This window comes from Flavobacterium pectinovorum (assembly GCF_006438875.1).
Classification (GTDB): domain Bacteria; phylum Bacteroidota; class Bacteroidia; order Flavobacteriales; family Flavobacteriaceae; genus Flavobacterium; species Flavobacterium pectinovorum_A.
In genome coordinates, this window is record NZ_RCZH01000025.1 from 61,406 (window position 1) to 81,085 (window position 19,680).

Here is a 19,680-nt window from a genome sequence, read left to right on the forward strand (position 1 = left end):
TCTAAAACTTAAATGTTAGAATTAAAACATTTTGGGCATAATCCTGATAACGTAAAGTTTATATCGTTGACTTTATAATTGTGCGGGAGGATATAACTTGGCTTGACATTTTCTAAACAAGTTACTTCAAGACATTTTTCACAGCTAAAATGAGCGTGGTTATGAATGTGTACGCGTTGCGCATGATGATGACATTTTGCATACTTTACCGTCCCGTCAAGATTTACAATTTTATGTACAATGTCGTCATTTACCAATCGGTCGAGGATTCTATAAGTAGTAACGCGATCGCATAAATCGTTAAGTTCTTTTTGAATTTCGGTATGGGACAGAGCGGTTTTAGATTTGCCAAAAATCTCTAGAACGGCTGTCTTTGCTGCGGTATTACGTGTTGTTTTCATTTTTTATAAGAATTAAAAATATTAACGCAACAATGTTGCAATTGATTTTAATGTGTATATTTGCAACAAAATTGCATTAAGCAAATGTACTCAAAATGAAGAAAACAAGCATACATCTTTACGATATTTTAGGAATTTCCAGCGCGACCGTTTGTTTGGTTCATTGTTTGGTTTTTCCGCTTCTAACAATTTTGCCATTAGGATTAAGTCATAACCCATTTATTGATTTGGTTTTTGCGATCATTGGTTCTTTTGCCATTTTGAAAATCATAAAGAAATCAAATCTTTTAGTGGCAGCTATTCTTGTTATTTCGATGGCTTTAATCTGGATTAGTGTTTTAAGTGAACTTTTTCTGGACATTCATCTCGACCTCATATTCATTGGAGGAATCGGAATGATCATTGGACATCTTTTGAATTATAAATTACATAAAAATAAGAATCATTAAATTAAGATTATGATAGAACAAAAAGACTTTGAAGTTATCATCATTGGTGGAAGCTATAGTGGACTTTCAGCAGCAATGAGTTTAGGTCGTTCTTTACGACAAGTTTTGGTTATTGATAGTGGTTTGCCTTGCAACAGACAAACTCCATATTCTCATAATTTCATTACACATGATGGTGAAAAACCTGCAGTTATTTCGGCGAAAGCCAAATTGCAGGTAGATTTTTATAATACAGTTCAATTTTATAATGGATTAGCGATAAGCGCAACTAAGACCGAAAACGGATTTGAGATTAAGACCGAATCCGGATTGAGTTTTACTTCCAGAAAAGTATTATTTGCAACCGGAGTAAAAGATCTGCTTCCCGAAATAATGGGTTTCGCAGAATGTTGGGGGATTTCGGTTTTGCATTGCCCGTATTGTCACGGTTACGAAGTTAAGAAAGAGAAAACGGCAATTATAGCAAACGGAGAAATGGGATTTGAATTTGCTAAACTAATTTCTAACTGGACAAAAGATTTAAGAGTATTGACAAATGGAAAATCAACTCTTTCAGATCATGAAACTCAGATTTTAAAAGACCATAAAATAGAGATTATTGAAGATGAAATCGATTCTTTTGAACATGAAAACGGGAAGATTCAGAATATCGTTTTCAAAAAACAATCAAAAATTGCAGTAAAAGCTATTTACTCGAGATCTCCTTTTGAACAGCATTGTCATTTACCCGAAGTTTTAGGCTGCGAATTAACTCAACAAGGTTTGCTAAAAGTGGATGCTTTTCAGAAAACCAATATTACAGGAGTTTTTGCGAGCGGTGATAGTGTTATTCAGGCAAGATCTGTTGCTATGGCAGTTTCTTCGGGTTCTTTTGCCGGAGCGATGATCAATAAAGAACTTATTGATGAGTCTTTTGGGTAGTTCTTTACCGCAAAGTTTTTTTACCGCACAGGCCGCAAAGTTTTTTTATTAGCGAGGTTTTGTAAAAACACAAAGTTCGCAAAGTTTATCAGCCGCGAATTCACGAATCAGCACGAATTAATTTGTGATAATTTGTGATCCCGATAGCTATCGGGAGTGGTAAAAAAAAAACATCTTAATCTTCTAATCTGTTGGTAAACATAGGAGTGTGTGGAGTTCTTACCGCAAAGTTTTTTTACCACAGAGAGCCCAAAGTTTTTTTCAGCGAGGTTTTGTAGAAACACAAAGTTCGCAAAGCTTTATGTTGATCTAGCTTTGTGAACTTTGTGTTTTCTATTCACAATAAAAATTAGACCCTGCGGCCTTTGCGGTAAAAAATCTTTGCGGTTAAATTACAATACTAACATATTGATTTAAATGTGTTTAATTTTTTTTAACTCTAGAAACTATATTTGTCAAATTTAATTTTTAGTTTTGTCTAAATTTAATTTTATAATAATGAAAAAACTATTTTTGATATTGCTTTTATTTAGTTTGCAATTCTTGTTTGCGCAGGAAACAACATCTGTGTCCGGATTTATATCTGGCGAAGGGCAGAAATTACGGCTTGTAAACGTACATTTAGTAGGAACAAAACATAAAACAGTTACAGATAGTTTAGGATATTATAATTTAGAAAATGTTGCGATTGGAAATTATGCGATTCAGATTTCTCAAATGGGTTTTCAGACTTTAAAGAGGAAAATCGAAGTTGTGAAGGATTCAATTCGGTCGTATGACTTTGAATTAACTGATAATGAAAATCAACTTAACGAAGTAGTGGTTTCCGGAACTTTAAAACCTGTGAAACGATTAGAAAGCGCTGTTCCGGTTGAGGTTTATTCGCCGGTTTTCTTCAAGAAAAATCCAACTCCAAGTATTTACGAAGCGCTTCAAAACATCAACGGAGTTCGTCCTCAACTTAATTGTGGTGTTTGTAATACGGGAGATATTCACATAAACGGATTGGAAGGTCCATATACTTTAGTTTTGATTGACGGAATGCCAATTGTGAGTAGTCTTTCGACAGTTTATGGTTTATCCGGAATCCCGAATTCATTGGTCGAGCGAATAGAAATCGTAAAAGGCCCGGCTTCTTCTTTGTACGGAAGTGAAGCCGTTGGTGGTTTAATCAATATTATTACCAAAAACCCAACGAATGCGCCTTTGTTTTCCGCAGATGTTTTTACTACAACTTACCTGGAAACGAATGTTGATGTGGGAATGAAATTCAATCCAACTAAAAAATCGACAACGCTTTTAGGAATTAATTACTTCGATTATAATCAGGTTATTGATAAAGACAAAGACAACTTTACAGATGTGACTTTGTCAGAGCGGATTTCAGTTTTTAATAAATGGAGTTTTTTACGAAATGATAATCGCCTGTTTACGATCGCAGCCCGCGGAATGTACGAAGATCGCTGGGGTGGAGATGTTCGTTGGGAGAAAAAATATCGTGGTGGTGACGAAATATATGGTGAAAGTATTTATACCAAAAGAGGAGAATTAATTGGAAGTTATCAATTGCCTTTTGAAGAAAAACTGATGCTTTCATTCTCTGGAAATGTACATTATCAGGACAGTCGTTACGGAACAACGTCGTTTATCGCAAATCAGAAGATTGGTTTTTTGCAATTGACCTGGGATAAAAAAATAGGTCGAAATGATTTCCTTGCGGGAATTGCCAGTCGATATTCGTATTATGACGATAATACCAGTGCTACAAAGGAAGCAGAAAGTACTTGGTTACCGGGAATTTTTGTGCAGGACGAAATTGCGCTTTCGCCAAAGAGTCAGGTTTTATTAGGAATGCGCTATGATTACAATTCAATTCATGGTTCTATTTACACACCAAGAGTTGCTTATCGATGGAAGAAAAGCGACAACACTATTTTTAGACTCAACGCCGGAACCGGTTTTCGTGTTGTGAATTTATTTACCGAAGATCACGCAGCACTTACAGGTTCCAGAGATGTTGTATTGAAAAACGATCTGAAACCGGAGCAATCTATAAATGCGAATCTGAATTATATCCAGAAAATAAACTTTACAAACGGAACTTTTATCGGAATTGAAACGACGGCTTTTTATACAAGATTCAGTAATAAAATCATTTCTGATTATGAAACAGATCCAAATAAAATCATCTACGATAATATCAATGGTTACGCAATAAGTCAGGGAATCAGTACCAATATTGATGTCAATTTTCCAACAGGATTAAAAATGATTTTGGGAGCGACAATTTTAGATAATAAAAATGTCGAAAACGGAGTTTCAGAAAGACCGTTTTTAACCGAAAATTTCACCGCAACCTGGAGCGTTTCGTATAAAATAGAACCTTGGAATTTGTTGCTGGATTATACCGGAAATGTTTACAGCCCAATGAATTTGCCTTTACTAAGCGAATACGATCCAAGAAGCCCGAAATCGCCTTGGTATAGCATTCAGAATATTCAATTTACCTTTATCGGTTGGAAAAATTTTGAGCTTTATGGCGGAATCAAAAATTTGCTGAACTTTACGCCTAAGCAGAATAATCCGTTTTTGATTTCGAGAACCAATGATCCTTTTGATAAAAATGTGCAAACTTCAGATGGAACCGCAGTTGGTATTCATGGTAAAGTAGTTCCAAAAGGTCAAATAGTGGATACATTGGATAATCCATATGGTTTGACATTTGACACTACTTATGTTTACGGACAAAACCAGACAATTCGCGGTTTTTTTGGTTTGAGATATACGCTGCGATAAAAGAGTAATGCCACAGATTTCACAGATTAAAAATGATTTTTTCGGCTTACTTAATGGCACACGATTACACGGATTAAACAGGTTATCACTGGTTTTTTTGTGGTAATTGTGATTATTTTTCGCCACGAATTTCACGAATTATCACGAATTTAATTTGTGTGAATTCGTGAAATTCGTGGCGAAAAAAAGCCCGGAGAAATCCTTTTAATCTGAGGCAAAAAAATAAACAAATGAAAAAGCTAACTATTATTATCTTCCTTTTAGGAATTACTTCAACAGGATTTTGCCAGTTAAAAAGCAGATCGTTTGAGGCAATCGATAGTTTGCAGCAAATTCAAAAACGAAAAATAATTGTTTTTATCCATACAGATTGGTGCAAATTTTGCCAAAGTATGAAAAACACAACCTTCAAAAATCAGGAAATTATAGAAGATCTGAACTTCAATTTCTATTTTGTTGATTTGAATGGGGAGGAAAAACGAGATATTATATTTAACAATCAAGTTTTTAAATACCAGCCTTCAGGAAATAATGTTGGCGTTCATGAATTGGCTTTGCAATTAGGAACTATGAACAACCAAATTGTATATCCGGTTTTATGTGTTTTGAATGAAAAGAACGAAATCATTATGCAATACAGCAATTATCTCAATCCGAAAGATTTTAAACTACTTTTAGAAAAACTGAAAGAATAAAATTTCTTATTTTTGAAAATGACTTCTTCGCAAATAAAACACTTCAATTATATCTTTACGGGATCAGGTTTGTCTGCTTTGATGACCGTTTATAAAATGGTGCTTTCTGGTAAATTTACTAATAGATCAATTTTACTTTTAGACCAGGATGTAAAGAAAACCAATGATAGAACCTGGTGTTTTTGGACAAAAGAGGAAACAAGTTGGGATTCTGTTATTTCTAAAAAATGGAATTCAGCTTTATTTGCTGATGAAAATTTTAAACGTGATTTAGCGTTGAAGCCTTATCAATACAATCAAATTCGAGGTTTAGATTTTTATAATTTTGTGTTTGAGGAACTTTCAAAACATTCGGATATTACTTTTCTAAATGAAAAAGTAACGGATATTAACGAACTCGAAACGCATGTTTTTGTTGGAACCGAAGAGAATAGATATACTTGTGATTATTTATTCAATAGTATTTATACCAAAGCTTTTGCTTTAAGCCAGACTAAATATCCGGTTTTGCAACAGCATTTTACAGGTTGGTTTGTGAAAACCGAAAATGAAGTCTTCAATCCTGAAGAGGCTACTTTCATGGATTTTTCAGTAGAACAAAGAGGAAATACCCGTTTCATGTACGTTTTGCCCACTTCGAAAACCGAAGCTTTGGTTGAATATACTTTGTTCTCAGAAGATCTTCTTCCAAAAGAAGAATATGAAAACGAAATTCAGATTTATTTGGAGAAACTCGGAACAAAGAATTTTGAAATTCTGGAAAAGGAGCAAGGAAGTATTCCAATGACGTCTTATCCTTTTTGGAAGAAAAACACAAAAAGAGTACTGAATATTGGTACTGTCGGTGGATGGACAAAAGCAAGTACAGGTTTTACATTTAGAAATTCGGATAAAAAATCTTCTGAATTAGTGGAGTTTCTGCTAAATGATTTTTCTCGCGAAAATTCGGGATCGCTCAGAATGACAATGTTTCATAAAAAGAACCGATTTTGGTTTTATGATTTATTGCTTCTGGATATTCTGTATCGTCATAACGAATTGGGAAGTTCTATATTCTCTTCTTTATTCAGAAAAGGACAACCTGCTATGATCTTTAAGTTTCTGGATGAAGAAACTACTTTAATTGAGGATCTGAAAGTGATTTTAAAATGTCCTAAAGTTCCATTTATCAAGGCTTTGTTTCGAGTAATATTTAGATAAAAAGCTTATTTCTCGCAGATTTTACAGATCTAAGCAGATTTGTTTTGATTCTTCTTATCTATTAAAACGCTAAATAAAAATCTGCGCTTATCTGCTTAGATCTGTAAAATCTGCGTGCAATTTTTTTCGCAACCTTTTGAGTTTTTGTCTTTGCTTTTGTGAAAAAAAATCTTTTATCGTAAAAAATAGTTGATGTCTTGAAAACCATGATTTGTCCGAGTAAAAATACCTTATCTTTTTGTTTTAAGAACTTCTAGTGGCGATTGAAAAGTCATTTAATATCTAGATTTGCCGATTGAAAACTATGTAGATCTAATGTAATCGTTGATTTACGATAATGAATTAATTGGCAAATCTATGGGAACTATTAAGCACTTAAACTTTGATATCGAAACAAGAGCAATAGGAGAAATTTGCAAAGCACTCGGACATCCAACAAGAATTCAGATTATGACTCTTCTATGGAAAAGAGACAATAGGACTTGTGGCGAAATTGTCGATTTGATTCCATTAGCTCAATCCACAATATCGAAGCACTTATTGGAGTTAAAAAAAGCAAGTCTGGTTAAAATAAAACACGAAGGAAAAAAAACGATTTATTCTATTGAAGTTGATAATCTAAAAGTGCTTAAAAAGTATTTTGGAAATTATCTTTCAACTATTGAAATTCCTGAGAAACAAAAGTCAACTGTTTTGGGGACTAAACATAAATTAAAAGGTAGAAAAAGCCATTTAAAACAATACAATTATCAATTTCCAGACAGGAGAATTAAAATGGCACTTTAGACATATTCAAAATAGCCAAGAAATAGAGGAGGCTTCGCGCGATATAACACTATTCTGTTTTATCTGAAATATATTATCGAACTATAACAAAACTTTATACTTCAAATTAAGTAGTTGCAAGTAAACTTTGTAACTTTGCAGATCAAAAGTAAAATTTAAAAGATAAAAATATGTATCCAGAAGAAATGGTAAAACCAATGCAAGCTGAATTGACTGCTGCAGGTTTTCAAGATTTACATAGTGCCGACGCTGTAGATAATGCTATCAAAGCTGAAGGTACCACCTTAGTAGTTGTAAACTCTGTTTGTGGTTGTGCTGCAAGAAACGCACGTCCGGGAGCTAAAATGAGTTTAGAAGGAGCTAAAAAACCAGATCACTTAATTACTGTTTTTGCTGGTGTTGACAAAGAAGCTGTTGATGCTGCAAGACAACATATGTTTCCTTTTCCTCCATCATCGCCATCTATGGCTTTGTTCAAAAACGGAGAATTAGTTCACATGTTAGAGCGTCACCACATCGAAGGTCGTCCAGCGGAATTAATCGCTGAGAACTTGCAAGATGCGTTTAACGAGTTTTGTTAATTCTAGGCTCAAAGCAACAAAGGTTCAAAGGGACAAAGATTTAAAAACAGAAAAGCATCAGCTCTACAGCTGATGCTTTTCTGTTTTTTGTCAGTTCGAGCGAAGTCGAGAACCTATTTTAAAACCTTTGAACCTTTGTTGCTTTGAACCTTAACAACCTGAATTTTTGCATCTTTAGAACCATCCTCCGCCTAAAGCTTTATACAATTGAATCATTGAACTTAGTTGTTTTTGCGTTAATTGAGAAAGGCTTAATTGTGCTTCAAATAATGATCTTTGTGCATCCAGAACTTCAAGATACGAAACGTAACCATTGTAATATCTTGCGTTTGATAAATCATAATTAGTTTGAGCGGCGATAACTTGTCTGTTTCTAGCGGCCCATTCCTCTTTATACATCGCCACATTTTGCAATGAATTTTCTACTTCGGAGATAGCGGTTAGATAAGCTCTTTGAAAAGTCAGTTTACGCTCTATGGCGATTTGACGGTTTACATCAACACGGCGTTTGTTTTTTCCGAAGTTGAAAATTGGACCTGTAACTCCGGCTCCCGCATTTTGAAGATAAGAACCGCTGTCAAACAAATCACCAACCATAACACTGGTGAATCCTGCAAGAGCAGCAATATTAAAAGACGGGTAACGCATTGCTTGTGCAACTCCAATTCTTTCATTTGCTGATTGGTACAAAAATTCGGCAGCTTTTACATCAGGTCTGTTTTCTAATAATGCTGATGGAACTGATGTTGGAAAAGTAGTCATGATCAATAATTCGCTATTCGTTTTTCCACGTTCAATAGGTCCCGGAACTTTCCCGATTAGAATCGAAATAGAATTTTCAAGAGCTGTAATTTGCCTTTTTATAGCAGGAATATTGGCTTCGGCAATCGCTACTTGCTGTTCGATTTGCACTTTATCTAATTCGGCTACGTAACCACTTTTAAAACGTTCGTTAATAATATCATACGCTTTTTGTCTGGTTTCTAATGTGTGAATGGTAATCTCTAACTGATTGTCAAAATCACGCAATTCAAAATACGAAATAGCAATATTGCTTATCACATCAGAAAGAACGACTTTTCGGGCTTCGTCAGAGGCTAACAGTTCTGCTTGAAAAGCTTTGCTTTGATGGCGATATTTGCCCCAAAAATCCAGTTCCCAGGACATATTGGCAAATGCCGAATTAGGCTGCATAAAAGTTTCTGCAGTATTTACCTGTCCAGAGTATTGAAAAGCAGGATATAAATCGGCTTTTGCCACTCCTAAATTGGCTTTGGCTTGTTCCAGACGTGAAATGGCTATTTGTAAATCAAAATTGTTTTGAATGCCTTTTTCGATTAATCCAATTAAAACGGGATCATTAAAAAGTGTGGACCATTTTATCATTCGTACTGATGCCGTAGTATCAGTAGTATGATCGCCATATAGGAAACTTTCTGGTTTGGGTTGTTCCGGTTTGACGTATTTTGGTCCAACCATACATCCAAAAGGGAAAACAGCTATCAAAAGAACTGCTACAATTAATTTTAGATTTTTCATGGTTCTTCCTTTTTAGTTTCATCAATTTCCTTTGAAGGTTTTTTACCAAAAGTTTCAATAAAAACAAATAACACCGGTATCAAACATACTCCTAAAATGGTGGCGACGAGCATACCGCTAAAAACGGTTAATCCCATAACTTTTCTGGCTTGAGCTCCGGCTCCACTTGCCGTTAGCAAAGGAACAACTCCTAAAATAAAAGCAAAAGCAGTCATAAGGATTGGACGGAAACGGAGTTTTGCCGCATACAACGCAGCTTCTTTAACCGGCATTCCTTTTTCATATTGTTCTTTGGCAAATTCTACAATCAAAATGGCATTCTTGGCTGCAAGACCAATAAGCATTACGAGACCAATTTGTGCAAATACATTGTTGACATAATCCGGACTAAAAAATCGGCAGATATACAATCCTAGAAAAGCACCAAAAACGGCAAATGGAGTTCCCAATAGTACACTAAACGGAAGTTTCCAGCTTTCGTATTGTGCCGCCAGAATTAAAAACACAAAGATTAGTGCCATGATAAAAACAGTATTTCCTTTTCCTTCGGCTTGTTTTTCCTGATAACTCATATTCGCCCACTCGTAGCTCATAGCAGCTGGCAAAACTTTATCTGCGGTTTCCTGTAAAGCGGTCATCGCTTGTGCTGAGGTGAATCCGGGAGCAGGTGTTCCTCCAATTTCGGCCGCTCGATACAAATTAAATCGGGTTGTAAACTCTGGTCCGCTTTCTTTCCGAATGGTGGCAATACTCGAAATTGGAATCATTTTGCCGCTTTTACTTCGGACAAATATTTTATTAATATCCTCGGGATTTACCGTAAAACTTGGATCTGCCTGGAGCAATACGATATATTGACGTCCGAATTTATTAAACTCATTAATATATTGACCTCCTAAACTGGCGCCAATAGCGATATTGACATCGGAAAGAGCAAGTCCAAGTTCCGATACTTTTTCACGATCAATATCTAAACTAATTTGCGGTACGTTTGGATTAAAGGTCGTTCGAATTGTTCCAATTTCCGGTCGTTTCCTCGCTTCGGCCATAAATCGCTGTGAGTTTTCAAAGAGATATTGAGGTGTATTTCCTTCTTTATCCTGAAGCATCATAGAGAATCCGGCAGCATTTCCGATTCCGGTAATTGGCGGAGGACCAAAAGCAAAGACAGTGGCTTCGGGAATTCCGAAAACTACTTTTCCATTCACTTCCTTTAGAATCTGAAAAACATCCTGCTTGCGTGCTTTCCATTCTTTAAGAGCGACAAAGAAAAAGCCGTTATTGGTTGCAACCGAGTTTTTAATCAAACTGAATCCTGCGACCGATGTATAATATTCAACGCCATCATTTTTAGATAAGATATGCTCGATTTTTTGGATGACTTTGTTGGTTCTTTCTAAAGACGAAGCACCAGGCAATTCGATATTGATAAACATATAACCCTGATCTTCCTCAGGAACAAATCCACCCGGAATTTTTCCTCCCAAGAGAACAATAGCTCCAATCAGAATTCCGATGAAAATGAAACTTCGAGCCATTTTTTTAATCAGATACCCTGAAAAACCAGTGTATTTATCTGTAAAGGAGGAGAATTTTCGATTGAAAGCGGCAAAGAATTTCCCCAGCCAGCCTTTTGCTTCCTGATTTGGTTTTAATAATAAGGAGCACAAAGCGGGACTTAAGGTTAAGGCGCTTAAAGCGGAAAATATTACCGAGATGGCAATCGTTATGGCAAATTGCTGATAGAGTCGTCCAGTAATCCCGGGTGTTAAAGCAACGGGAATAAATACAGCGGTTAATACAATAGCAATGGCAATTACTGGTCCTGATACTTCTCTCATCGCCTGATTTGTAGCTTCTTTGGGAGACATTCCCTGCTCGATATGATGCATTACCGCCTCGACGACGACAATGGCATCATCGACGACAATACCAATGGCGAGTACTAATCCTAAAAGCGAAAGCACGTTTACCGAAAATCCCAGTAAAGGGAAAAGCATGAAAACTCCAATCAACGAAACAGGAACGGTTACTAACGGAATCAAAGTTGCGCGCCAGTTTTGCAAAAAGATAAAAACTACTATAATTACCAATATAATTGCTTCGAATAAAGTGTGCATAATTTCGTTAATTCCCTCAGAAATCGCCAAAGTCGTATCTAATGAAACTCGATATTTTAAGTCCTGTGGAAAGCGTTTGCTTAATTGAGCAATTGTTTTTTTGACATTAGCAGCAACTTCCAAGGCATTGGAACCCGGCATTTGTTTAATTCCGATAGTTCCAGCGGGACTTCCGTTTAGTCTTGCAACAGAAGCATAACTCTCAGTTCCTAAAGTAACGGTACCAATATCTTTCAGGCGAACTTGTTGGTTGTTGATATTTGATTTTAGAATAATATTTTCAAAATCTTCGGGATTTACTAAACGATCTTTTAGCGTTACGTTATACGTAAATTCATTATTGTCTGTTGCAGGTGGCGCGCCAAATTTTCCTCCGGGCGAAATAGCATTTTGTTCTTTTATTGCCTGAATAATGTCGGGAACCGTTAGATTGTATTTGGACATGATATCGGGCTTGACCCAAATACGCATGGCATAATTACTTCCTCCATAAAGTGTAACTTCTCCAACTCCTTTAATACGAGCCAATGCATCGACAATATTAATATTGGCGTAATTGGTTAGAAAGTTATTATCGAATGTTTTGTTGGGAGAGTACAGAGAAACAATCAGCAAAGGCATCGAAAGCGATTTTTTAGTTGTAACTCCGGTTGTTTTTACATCGTTTGGGAGTTTGTTGGTGGCTTCATTAACTCTGTTTTGGGTAAGCATTGTTGCAATATCCAAATCAGTTCCCATATCAAATGTTATATTAAGCGTCATACTTCCGTCGCCTGTATTGGTCGACTGCATGTAGAGCATGTTTTCAACTCCATTTACTTTTTGTTCAATTGGTGTTGCAACGGCTTGTTCAACATTTAAGGCATTTGCGCCTCTATAACTGGTTGTAACTTGTACCAAAGGCGGCGCAATTTCCGGATATTGTGCAATTGGTGTCCCTAATATTGAGAGTCCTCCGATAATCACGATAAATATGGATAGTACAATGGCGACTATCGGTCTTTTTACAAAAAAATTATCCATAATTAATCGTTTTGAGATGATGCAATCTGTTTTTTGTCTTTGTCGGCAACATAAGGAACTGGAGTAACAGTTGATCCGGGTTGGATAAACTGATTTCCGATAATGGCTACTTTTTCATTAGCTTTTAATCCTTTTGTGATGATCCAGTCAATGCCTATTTTCTGCCCCACTTCGACCATTCGGGTTTGAATAGTGTTTTTATCATCAATTATAGAAACCTGAAAGAGCCCCTGAATTTCGGTAACAGCTTTTTGAGGAATTACGATTGCATTTTTTTCGGTGCGAATTAGAACGCGGACTTTTCCAAATTGACCGGAACGCAAAGTACCGTCAGGATTTGGGAATTGGGCTTCGATAGTTACAGTTCCTGTTGTGGGATCAATTTTAGTATCTGAAAAATTCAGGGTTCCTTTTTCAGGATGTGTACTTCCATCGGATAATATTAATTGAAGATCCGTAATTGTTTCACCTACTTTGGTGCGTTTTTGATATTTTAAATAATCAGATTCACTAACTGTAAATTGTACACGTACTTTATCCAGTTTAGAAACCATATTTAATCTTGAAGCATTGCCTGCCTGAGTAATATAATCTCCTAATCTCGCATTCGAAAGTCCGATAACGCCGTCTATTGGAGATCTTATATTGCAATAACCCCGTTCTATTTCCTGATTTTTCAAGCTTGCCTGCATACTGGCATAATTAGATCTTGCGGCTTTGTCTTTGGCGACTGCGGCATCTAATTCTCTTTTACTTACAGCATTCATATCCGCAAGCGGACGAATCCTTTTTAATTCTTCATTGGCATTTACCAGACTACTTTGGGCAACAGCGACTTGTCCTCTGGCTTGCTCGACTTTTGTTTCATATTCTAATGGATCAATTGTATAAAGTAATTGCCCTTTTCTGACTCTTTGACCTTCTTTAAAATAAACTCCTGTCAATATTCCGTTTACTCGTGCAATTAGTTCAATGTCTAATTCTCCAAATGTCTGTCCGGCAAAATCTTTGTAAATAGGTACATCTTCACTTTGTACCGTTACAAAAGGTGCTTGCATGGGAGGAGGTGCTTTCGGTTGTTCTTTTTTGCAGGAAATAAAAAAGGTTAGAAGAACGAGAATTGGGAAGATTGGTTTTGGTAGTTTTAAAGCATTCATAAGTATAAATGTTAAAATTGTTAACATAAATATACTAAATTTTTGGTAACACATTGATAAACAAGGATGTTTTTTGTAGTCCGCTATTTTCTTTAAGCTATAAGTGATATGCTGAAAATCTCTTATATGGCTTATGCTGTTTTATTTATGACGTTTTGTGTATTTTGAAATTGCGAATAAAAGCTTACCTTTGCGCCCGAATTCAGTAGGAAAATGGAATTCATTACATATTTATTTCTTAACTTAAATTAGTTTATAGCATGCAACTGTACAACACTTTAAGCGCAGAAGAAAGAGCCATCATGATTGATGATGCCGGTAAACAACGACTAACGTTGTCTTTCTATGCGTATGCCAAAATTCAAGATCCCAAAAAATTTCGCGATGATTTATTTGTAGCCTGGAATAAGCTTGATGCTTTAGGCCGAATCTATGTTGCCACCGAAGGAATAAATGCTCAGATGAGTATTCCAGAAGAAAATTTGGAGGTCTTCAGAGAAACTCTTGAAGTTTACAGTTTTATGAAAGGCATACGATTGAATGAAGCCGTAGAACATGATGACCATTCCTTTTTAAAATTAACCATTAAGGTTCGAGACAAAATCGTTGCTGACGGTTTAAACGACGAAACCTTTGATGTAACCGATATTGGCGTTCACTTGAAAGCCAAAGAATTCAATGAAATTCTTGATGATCCAAATACTATTGTAGTAGATTTTAGAAATCACTACGAAAGTGAAGTAGGACATTTTAAAGGTGCTATTACTCCAGATGTTGAAACTTTTAGAGAGAGTTTGCCTATAATCAATGACCAGCTTAAAAATCATAAAGAAGATAAAAACCTGGTAATGTATTGTACAGGTGGTATACGTTGTGAAAAAGCAAGTGCTTACTTTAAACACCAAGGCTTCAAAAACGTTTTCCAATTAGAGGGTGGAATCATCAACTATGCAAAACAAATTGAGGAGGAAGGTTTAGAAAGTAAATTCATTGGGAAAAACTTTGTATTCGACAACCGTCTTGGTGAAAGAATTACCGAAGATATTATTTCGCAATGTCATCAATGCGGGAAACCTTGCGATAATCATACTAATTGCGAAAATGATGGATGTCATTTGTTGTTTATTCAATGTGATGAATGTAAAGCTGCAATGGAAAATTGCTGTTCTACAGAATGTCTTGATGTTATTCGTATGCCTTTGGTTGACCAAGTTCGTTTAAGAACCGGAAAACAAGTTGGAAATAAAGTTTTTAGAAAAGGAAAATCCGAAAATTTAAAATTCAAACATTCAGGAGAATTATCAAACGCTGCTTTAGGAACAGCTGAAAAACCATTGGATATTCGCCAGAAAGTAAAAGTTAAAAAAGTGCTTCTTGGCAAAGCCGAACATTATTATGTAAAAGCACAAGTGGGACAGTTTACTGTTGAAAATCAAGAATTAAACGCAGGGGATAAAATCTTAATTTCAGGTCCAACAACAGGAAATCAGGAATTGGTTTTAGTAAAAATGATTGTTGATGAAGTTGAAACTAAAACTGCTAAAATCGGTGATAAAGTTACTTTTGAAGTTCCTTTCAGAATTAGATTATCTGATAAAATTTATAAAATAATAAGTTAGCCACAATTTTAAGCTAATTTATGTAACATCATTACAAGATGAATTTAAGGAATTTGTAAAATTATACGGGCAATTACAGAGACTAAGAAATAAAAAAATACTTTACAATGCACAACCCACGATGGAAACCGTGGGTTATATATAATTAGAAGTGATTCCAAAATACGATGTAATAACGCTAATTCACGGCAGGACATTCACAATCATATCTTTCTTTTTTGCAGAACAAGTTTAGCCCCAATGTAATCTGGTGATACGCTCCATTATTAAATTTTACATCTCCCATTACTTGAGAGTAGGTATATGCAAACATGAAATTTTTATAATTAACACCCACAATAGGAGTTATATACTGTAATTTTTGAGTGGCAACAGAAGTACCTTTATAATACTGTGTTCCATCTAAACTTCTTCGATATGATAACGCTGCCCAAAGACTACCGAAATCCATATTCTTATAGGTTTTTAGATTAATGTCAATTTGCTTTTCTTTGGTTTTCTCGAACATTTGAAAAAGCACCGATGGTTCCCATAACAATTTGTATCTGTTTCCAAAAACATATCCGGTACTTAAAAGATATTTCCGAAGATTATTGCTTTCAAAATCAGTATATATTTTACGTCTTGATTCTGCAGCTCCCTGAACAGTTGCGTGTGCATAAAAATCGAGATAATTATAAGAGGCTCCAAAATCAACATTAAAATAAGTATTACTTTGAATGTTTCCAAAAACGATAGGGTCAAATTCGGTAAACGCGGATTCATCCAATTGGTTCTGAATAACGCCGGCATTGATCCCAAAGGAAAGCTGGTTCAAATCGATTTCGTCTCTTGAAAAAAGAATGTGGTATGCATAGGTAAGTTTCATTCCTTTTTGAGAATGATATCCATTTTTGTCGTTAAAAAGTATAATTCCTGCTCCGGATTTTTCTCCTATTCGCCCATTAAAACTCGCCGTTTGTAGTGATGGTGCATCTTCCTGTCCAAGCCATTGGGCGCGAGCAGTTACTCTTAATTTAGCACAATTCGCTGCCCCTGCCATCGATGGATGAATCAAATAGTAATTATCTGATAAATAATCGGAATAAACTGGAATTCCTTCCTGCGAATAGGAATATGTGAATATAAATAATAGAAGGATTGAATATTTTATTTTAGTATACATTATGTAATATCTTTATAATTGTTAAAACCATCCAAAACGATTATTCGTTTTGGATCTTGGTTAGTTAATCACGCGTTATTATCTTTTCAAAGTAAAGTGTGATTTGAAAATTTTAGAAGCGCCTTTTTCTGTATATTCGAGGGTAAACCAATAATCACTTGCCGGTAAAGGAGCTCCATTATATGTTCCATCCCAACCGCTGCCTGTAGGGAGAATTTGTTTTAATAATTTACCGTAACGGTCATAGATGTATATTTTAGCGTTAGGTTGATCTCCGATTCCCATTATATTCCATGTGTCATTATAGCCGTCTCCATTGGGTGTAAAGAACTTTGGATATCCAACAGTATAAATCTCTTTACTTAAATAAGTACATCCAGAAGTATCTCTAACTGTTATGATATGTGAACCCGGTTTTACATCAAGAATCACGTTTGATTTTCCAAATCCATCATTATCTAATTGGTATTCATAATTTGCATTTCCTCCAGTAACGTTAATGGTTACAGCTGGATCCTCATTTCCAAAAGCAGCACTTTGATCTATTTGTAATTCCAAACCTGGGTTTGTTACTGTTACATTGGCCATTACAGAATACGATACACATCCTGTGTTTTTATTTATTGCAATTACTTCATATTCTCCTGCTTTGCTAGCTTCATATGTTTCTGACATAGCTTCATCTATTTTTGAAGAATTATAATACCAGGCAAAATCATACTCTGTTTTATTTAATTTGCTATCAAGGATGTAAGACTTGTTTACGGCTCCTGTTTTTAGGTTTACACATATAATTCCATCTTGTAACACTGGTTGTGGTATAGGGTAAACTTTTAAGTTCAATACCTGATCCGCAGTACATCCATTTTTAGATATTCTGATCCCGTTTTGTTCTGCTGTGTATGCTGTTCCATTTGCTGCCCAAGTATAGGTTGCTCCTGAACAAATACTTTCTGTTGTTACAATATCTGCAGGTTTTACAGTGACGGTTAATATCAATTCCTGATCAGCGGTACAACCGTCGTTGGTTAATAAATATGTTCCTGCGGTATTGTAAACCATATTATTTACAGCCCAGGTATAAGTTTCACCCGAACAGATGGTCTGACTCGTTGATACTTTAGTTGGTTTAGCCGTTATGTTTAAAACCAGTTCCTGATCAGCGGTACAACCGTCGTTGGTCATTAAATAGGTGCCCGCAGTATTGTAGATAATATTATTTACAGCCCAGGTATAAGTTTCACCTAAACAGATTGTTTGACTCGTTGATACTTTAGTTGGTTTAGCCGTTATGTTTAAAACCAGTTCCTGATCAGCGGTACAACCGTCGTTGGTCATTAAATAGGTGCCCGCAGTATTGTAGACCGTATTATTTACAGCCCAGGTATAAGTTTCACCTGAACAGATGGTCTGACTTGTTGATGCTCTAGTTGGTTTAGTCGTTATGTTTAAAATCAATTCCTGATCAGCTGTACAGCCGTCGTTGGTTAATAAATATGTTCCTGCGGTATTGTAAACCGTATTATTTACAGTCCAAGTATATTTTTCACCAAAGCAAATATTTTCCTTTGTCACTACTGTTTCGGGTTTTGTACCGACAGTCAAAATCAAAGTTTGGTCTGCGGTACATCCGTTATTTTCGTTAGTAACCGAAGTGCTTTGATCGTACTCGATGCCATTTATTGCCCAGGTATATTTTTCACCAGAGCAGATGTTTTCTGTTGTCACTATTGTTTCGGGTTTTGTACCAACAGTCAAAATCAAGGTCTGATCTGCTGTACATCCATCCTTTTCAACCGTGATAGAAGTGCTTTGGTCGTACTCGATACCGTTTATCGCCCAGGTATATTTTTCACCAGAGCAAATGTTTTCTGTTGTCACTATTGTTTCGGGTTTTGTGCCGACAGTTAAAATCAAAGTCTGGTCTGCGGTACAACCATCCTTTTCAACTGTGATCGAAGTGTTTTGATCGTACTCGATACCATTTATTGTCCAGGTATATTTTTCACCAAAGCAGATGTTTTCCGTGGTAACAATTGTTTCGGGTTTTGTGCCTACAGTTAAAATCAAAGTCTGATCTGCGGTACAGCCGTTATTTTCCTTAGTAACCGAAGTGCTTTGATCGTACTCGATGCCATTTATTGCCCAGGTATATTTTTCACCAAAGCAGATGTTTTCTGTGGTAACAACTGTTTCGGGTTTTGTACCGACAGTCAAAATCAAAGTCTGATCTGCGGTACAGCCGTTATTTTCCTTAGTAACCGAAGTGCTTTGATTGTACTCGATGCCATTTATTGCCCAGGTATATTTTTCACCAAAGCAAATATTTTCCGTTGTCACTACTGTTTCGGGTTTTGTACCGACAGTCAAAATCAAAGTCTGATCTGCGGTACAGCCGTTATTTTCCTTAGTAACCGAAGTGCTTTGATCGTACTCGATGCCATTTATAGCCCAGGTATATTTTTCACCAGAGCAGATGTTTTCTTTTGTTACTATTGTCTCAGGTTTTGTACCGACAGTCAGTTTCAATACCTGATCCGGGGTACATCCGTCCTTTTCAAGAGTGATTGAGGCAGACTCCGAATATTCAATTCCGTTTGCAGCCCAGGTATATTTCTCACCAAAGCAGATATTTTCTATAGTTACAACCTCTTCCGGTTTAGTCCCAACAGTCAGTTTTAATACCTGATCCGGGGTACATCCGTCCTTTTCAAGAGTGATTGAGGCAGACTCAGAATATTCAATTCCGTTTGCRGCCCAGGTATATTTTTCACCAGAGCAGATATTTTCTATAGTTACAACCTCTTCCGGTTTAGTTCCAACAGTCAGTTTTAATACCTGATCCGGGGTACATCCGTCCTTTTCAAGARTGATTGAGGCAGACTCAGAATATTCAATTCCGTTTGCAGCCCAGGTATATTTCTCACCAAAGCAGATATTTTCTATAGTTACAACCTCTTCCGGTTTAGTTCCAACAGTCAGTTTYAATACCTGATCCGGGGTACATCCGTCCTTTTCAAGAGTGATTGAGGCAGACTCAGAATATTCAATTCCGTTTGCAGCCCAGGTATATTTYTCACCARAGCAGATATTTTCTATAGTTACAACCTCTTCCGGTTTAGTYCCAACAGTCAGTTTTAATACCTGATCCGGGGTACATCCGTCCTTTTCAAGAGTGATTGAGGCAGACTCAGAATATTCAATTCCGTTTGCAGCCCAGGTATATTT

Annotated in this window: 14 protein-coding genes; 8 read left to right on the plus strand and 6 right to left on the minus strand. The window is 36.0% G+C overall.

The annotated features are described in order from the left end of the window. Positions 1-8 precede the first annotated feature (8 nt). Positions 9-401, minus strand: coding sequence for a Fur family transcriptional regulator (locus EAH81_RS25400; RefSeq protein ID WP_140511794.1), 393 nt, complete (start codon positions 399-401; stop codon positions 9-11). 95 nt (positions 402-496) lie between these two features. Here EAH81_RS25400 and EAH81_RS25405 point away from each other — a divergent pair, with 95 nt between their 5' ends. From EAH81_RS25405 to EAH81_RS25435, 7 genes are all read left to right on the plus strand, one after another. Continuing rightward, positions 497-850, plus strand: a complete 354-nt coding sequence (locus EAH81_RS25405) for a MerC family mercury resistance protein (RefSeq protein WP_140511795.1) — start codon at positions 497-499, stop codon at positions 848-850. Positions 851-859: 9 nt separating this feature from the next. Beyond that, positions 860-1,771 (plus strand): NAD(P)/FAD-dependent oxidoreductase, encoded by a 912-nt coding sequence (locus tag EAH81_RS25410; RefSeq protein ID WP_140511796.1) that lies wholly within the window; start codon positions 860-862, stop codon positions 1,769-1,771. Positions 1,772-2,269: 498 nt separating this feature from the next. Then, a complete protein-coding gene (locus tag EAH81_RS25415) occupies positions 2,270-4,567 on the plus strand; it encodes a TonB-dependent receptor (protein ID WP_140511797.1) in 2,298 nt (765 codons plus the stop codon). A 230-nt stretch (positions 4,568-4,797) separates the two neighbouring features. Beyond that, positions 4,798-5,262 carry a thioredoxin family protein gene (locus tag EAH81_RS25420; RefSeq protein ID WP_140511798.1) on the plus strand — a complete coding sequence of 155 codons (465 nt, stop codon included), beginning with the start codon at positions 4,798-4,800 and terminating at the stop codon, positions 5,260-5,262. 18 nt (positions 5,263-5,280) lie between these two features. Beyond that, on the plus strand, positions 5,281-6,462 hold the full coding sequence (locus EAH81_RS25425; protein WP_140511799.1) for a lycopene cyclase family protein: 1,182 nt from the start codon (positions 5,281-5,283) through the stop codon (positions 6,460-6,462). A 357-nt stretch (positions 6,463-6,819) separates the two neighbouring features. Next, positions 6,820-7,248 (plus strand): ArsR/SmtB family transcription factor, encoded by a 429-nt coding sequence (locus tag EAH81_RS25430; protein ID WP_140511800.1) that lies wholly within the window; start codon positions 6,820-6,822, stop codon positions 7,246-7,248. A 170-nt stretch (positions 7,249-7,418) separates the two neighbouring features. Continuing rightward, on the plus strand, positions 7,419-7,829 hold the full coding sequence (locus tag EAH81_RS25435; protein ID WP_026982321.1) for a BrxA/BrxB family bacilliredoxin: 411 nt from the start codon (positions 7,419-7,421) through the stop codon (positions 7,827-7,829). A 174-nt stretch (positions 7,830-8,003) separates the two neighbouring features. Here the strand turns inward: EAH81_RS25435 and EAH81_RS25440 are convergent, their stop codons facing one another. Genes EAH81_RS25440 through EAH81_RS25450 form a run of 3 tightly spaced genes read right to left on the minus strand, consistent with a single transcriptional unit; the run spans position 8,004 to position 13,695 of the window. After that, a complete protein-coding gene (locus EAH81_RS25440; RefSeq protein WP_140511801.1) occupies positions 8,004-9,368 on the minus strand; it encodes an efflux transporter outer membrane subunit in 1,365 nt (454 codons plus the stop codon). Next, entirely contained in the window at positions 9,365-12,511 is a 3,147-nt protein-coding gene (locus EAH81_RS25445; protein ID WP_140511802.1) for an efflux RND transporter permease subunit, read from the minus strand. Before EAH81_RS25445 ends, EAH81_RS25440 begins: the two co-directional genes overlap by 4 nt. A 2-nt stretch (positions 12,512-12,513) precedes the next feature. Continuing rightward, positions 12,514-13,695 (minus strand): efflux RND transporter periplasmic adaptor subunit, encoded by a 1,182-nt coding sequence (locus EAH81_RS25450; protein WP_161595857.1) that lies wholly within the window; start codon positions 13,693-13,695, stop codon positions 12,514-12,516. Positions 13,696-13,928: 233 nt separating this feature from the next. On the opposite strand from EAH81_RS25450, the gene EAH81_RS25455 reads away from it, so the two are divergent. After that, entirely contained in the window at positions 13,929-15,287 is a 1,359-nt protein-coding gene (locus EAH81_RS25455) for a rhodanese-related sulfurtransferase (protein ID WP_140511804.1), read from the plus strand. A gap of 178 nt (positions 15,288-15,465) precedes the next feature. Here the strand turns inward: EAH81_RS25455 and EAH81_RS25460 are convergent, their stop codons facing one another. Beyond that, a complete protein-coding gene (locus EAH81_RS25460; protein WP_140511805.1) occupies positions 15,466-16,452 on the minus strand; it encodes a type IX secretion system membrane protein PorP/SprF in 987 nt (328 codons plus the stop codon). Positions 16,453-16,530: 78 nt separating this feature from the next. Then, positions 16,531-19,680, minus strand: a 3,150-nt coding sequence (locus EAH81_RS25465) for a T9SS type B sorting domain-containing protein (protein WP_140511806.1), incomplete at its 5' end; no start/stop codon positions are given.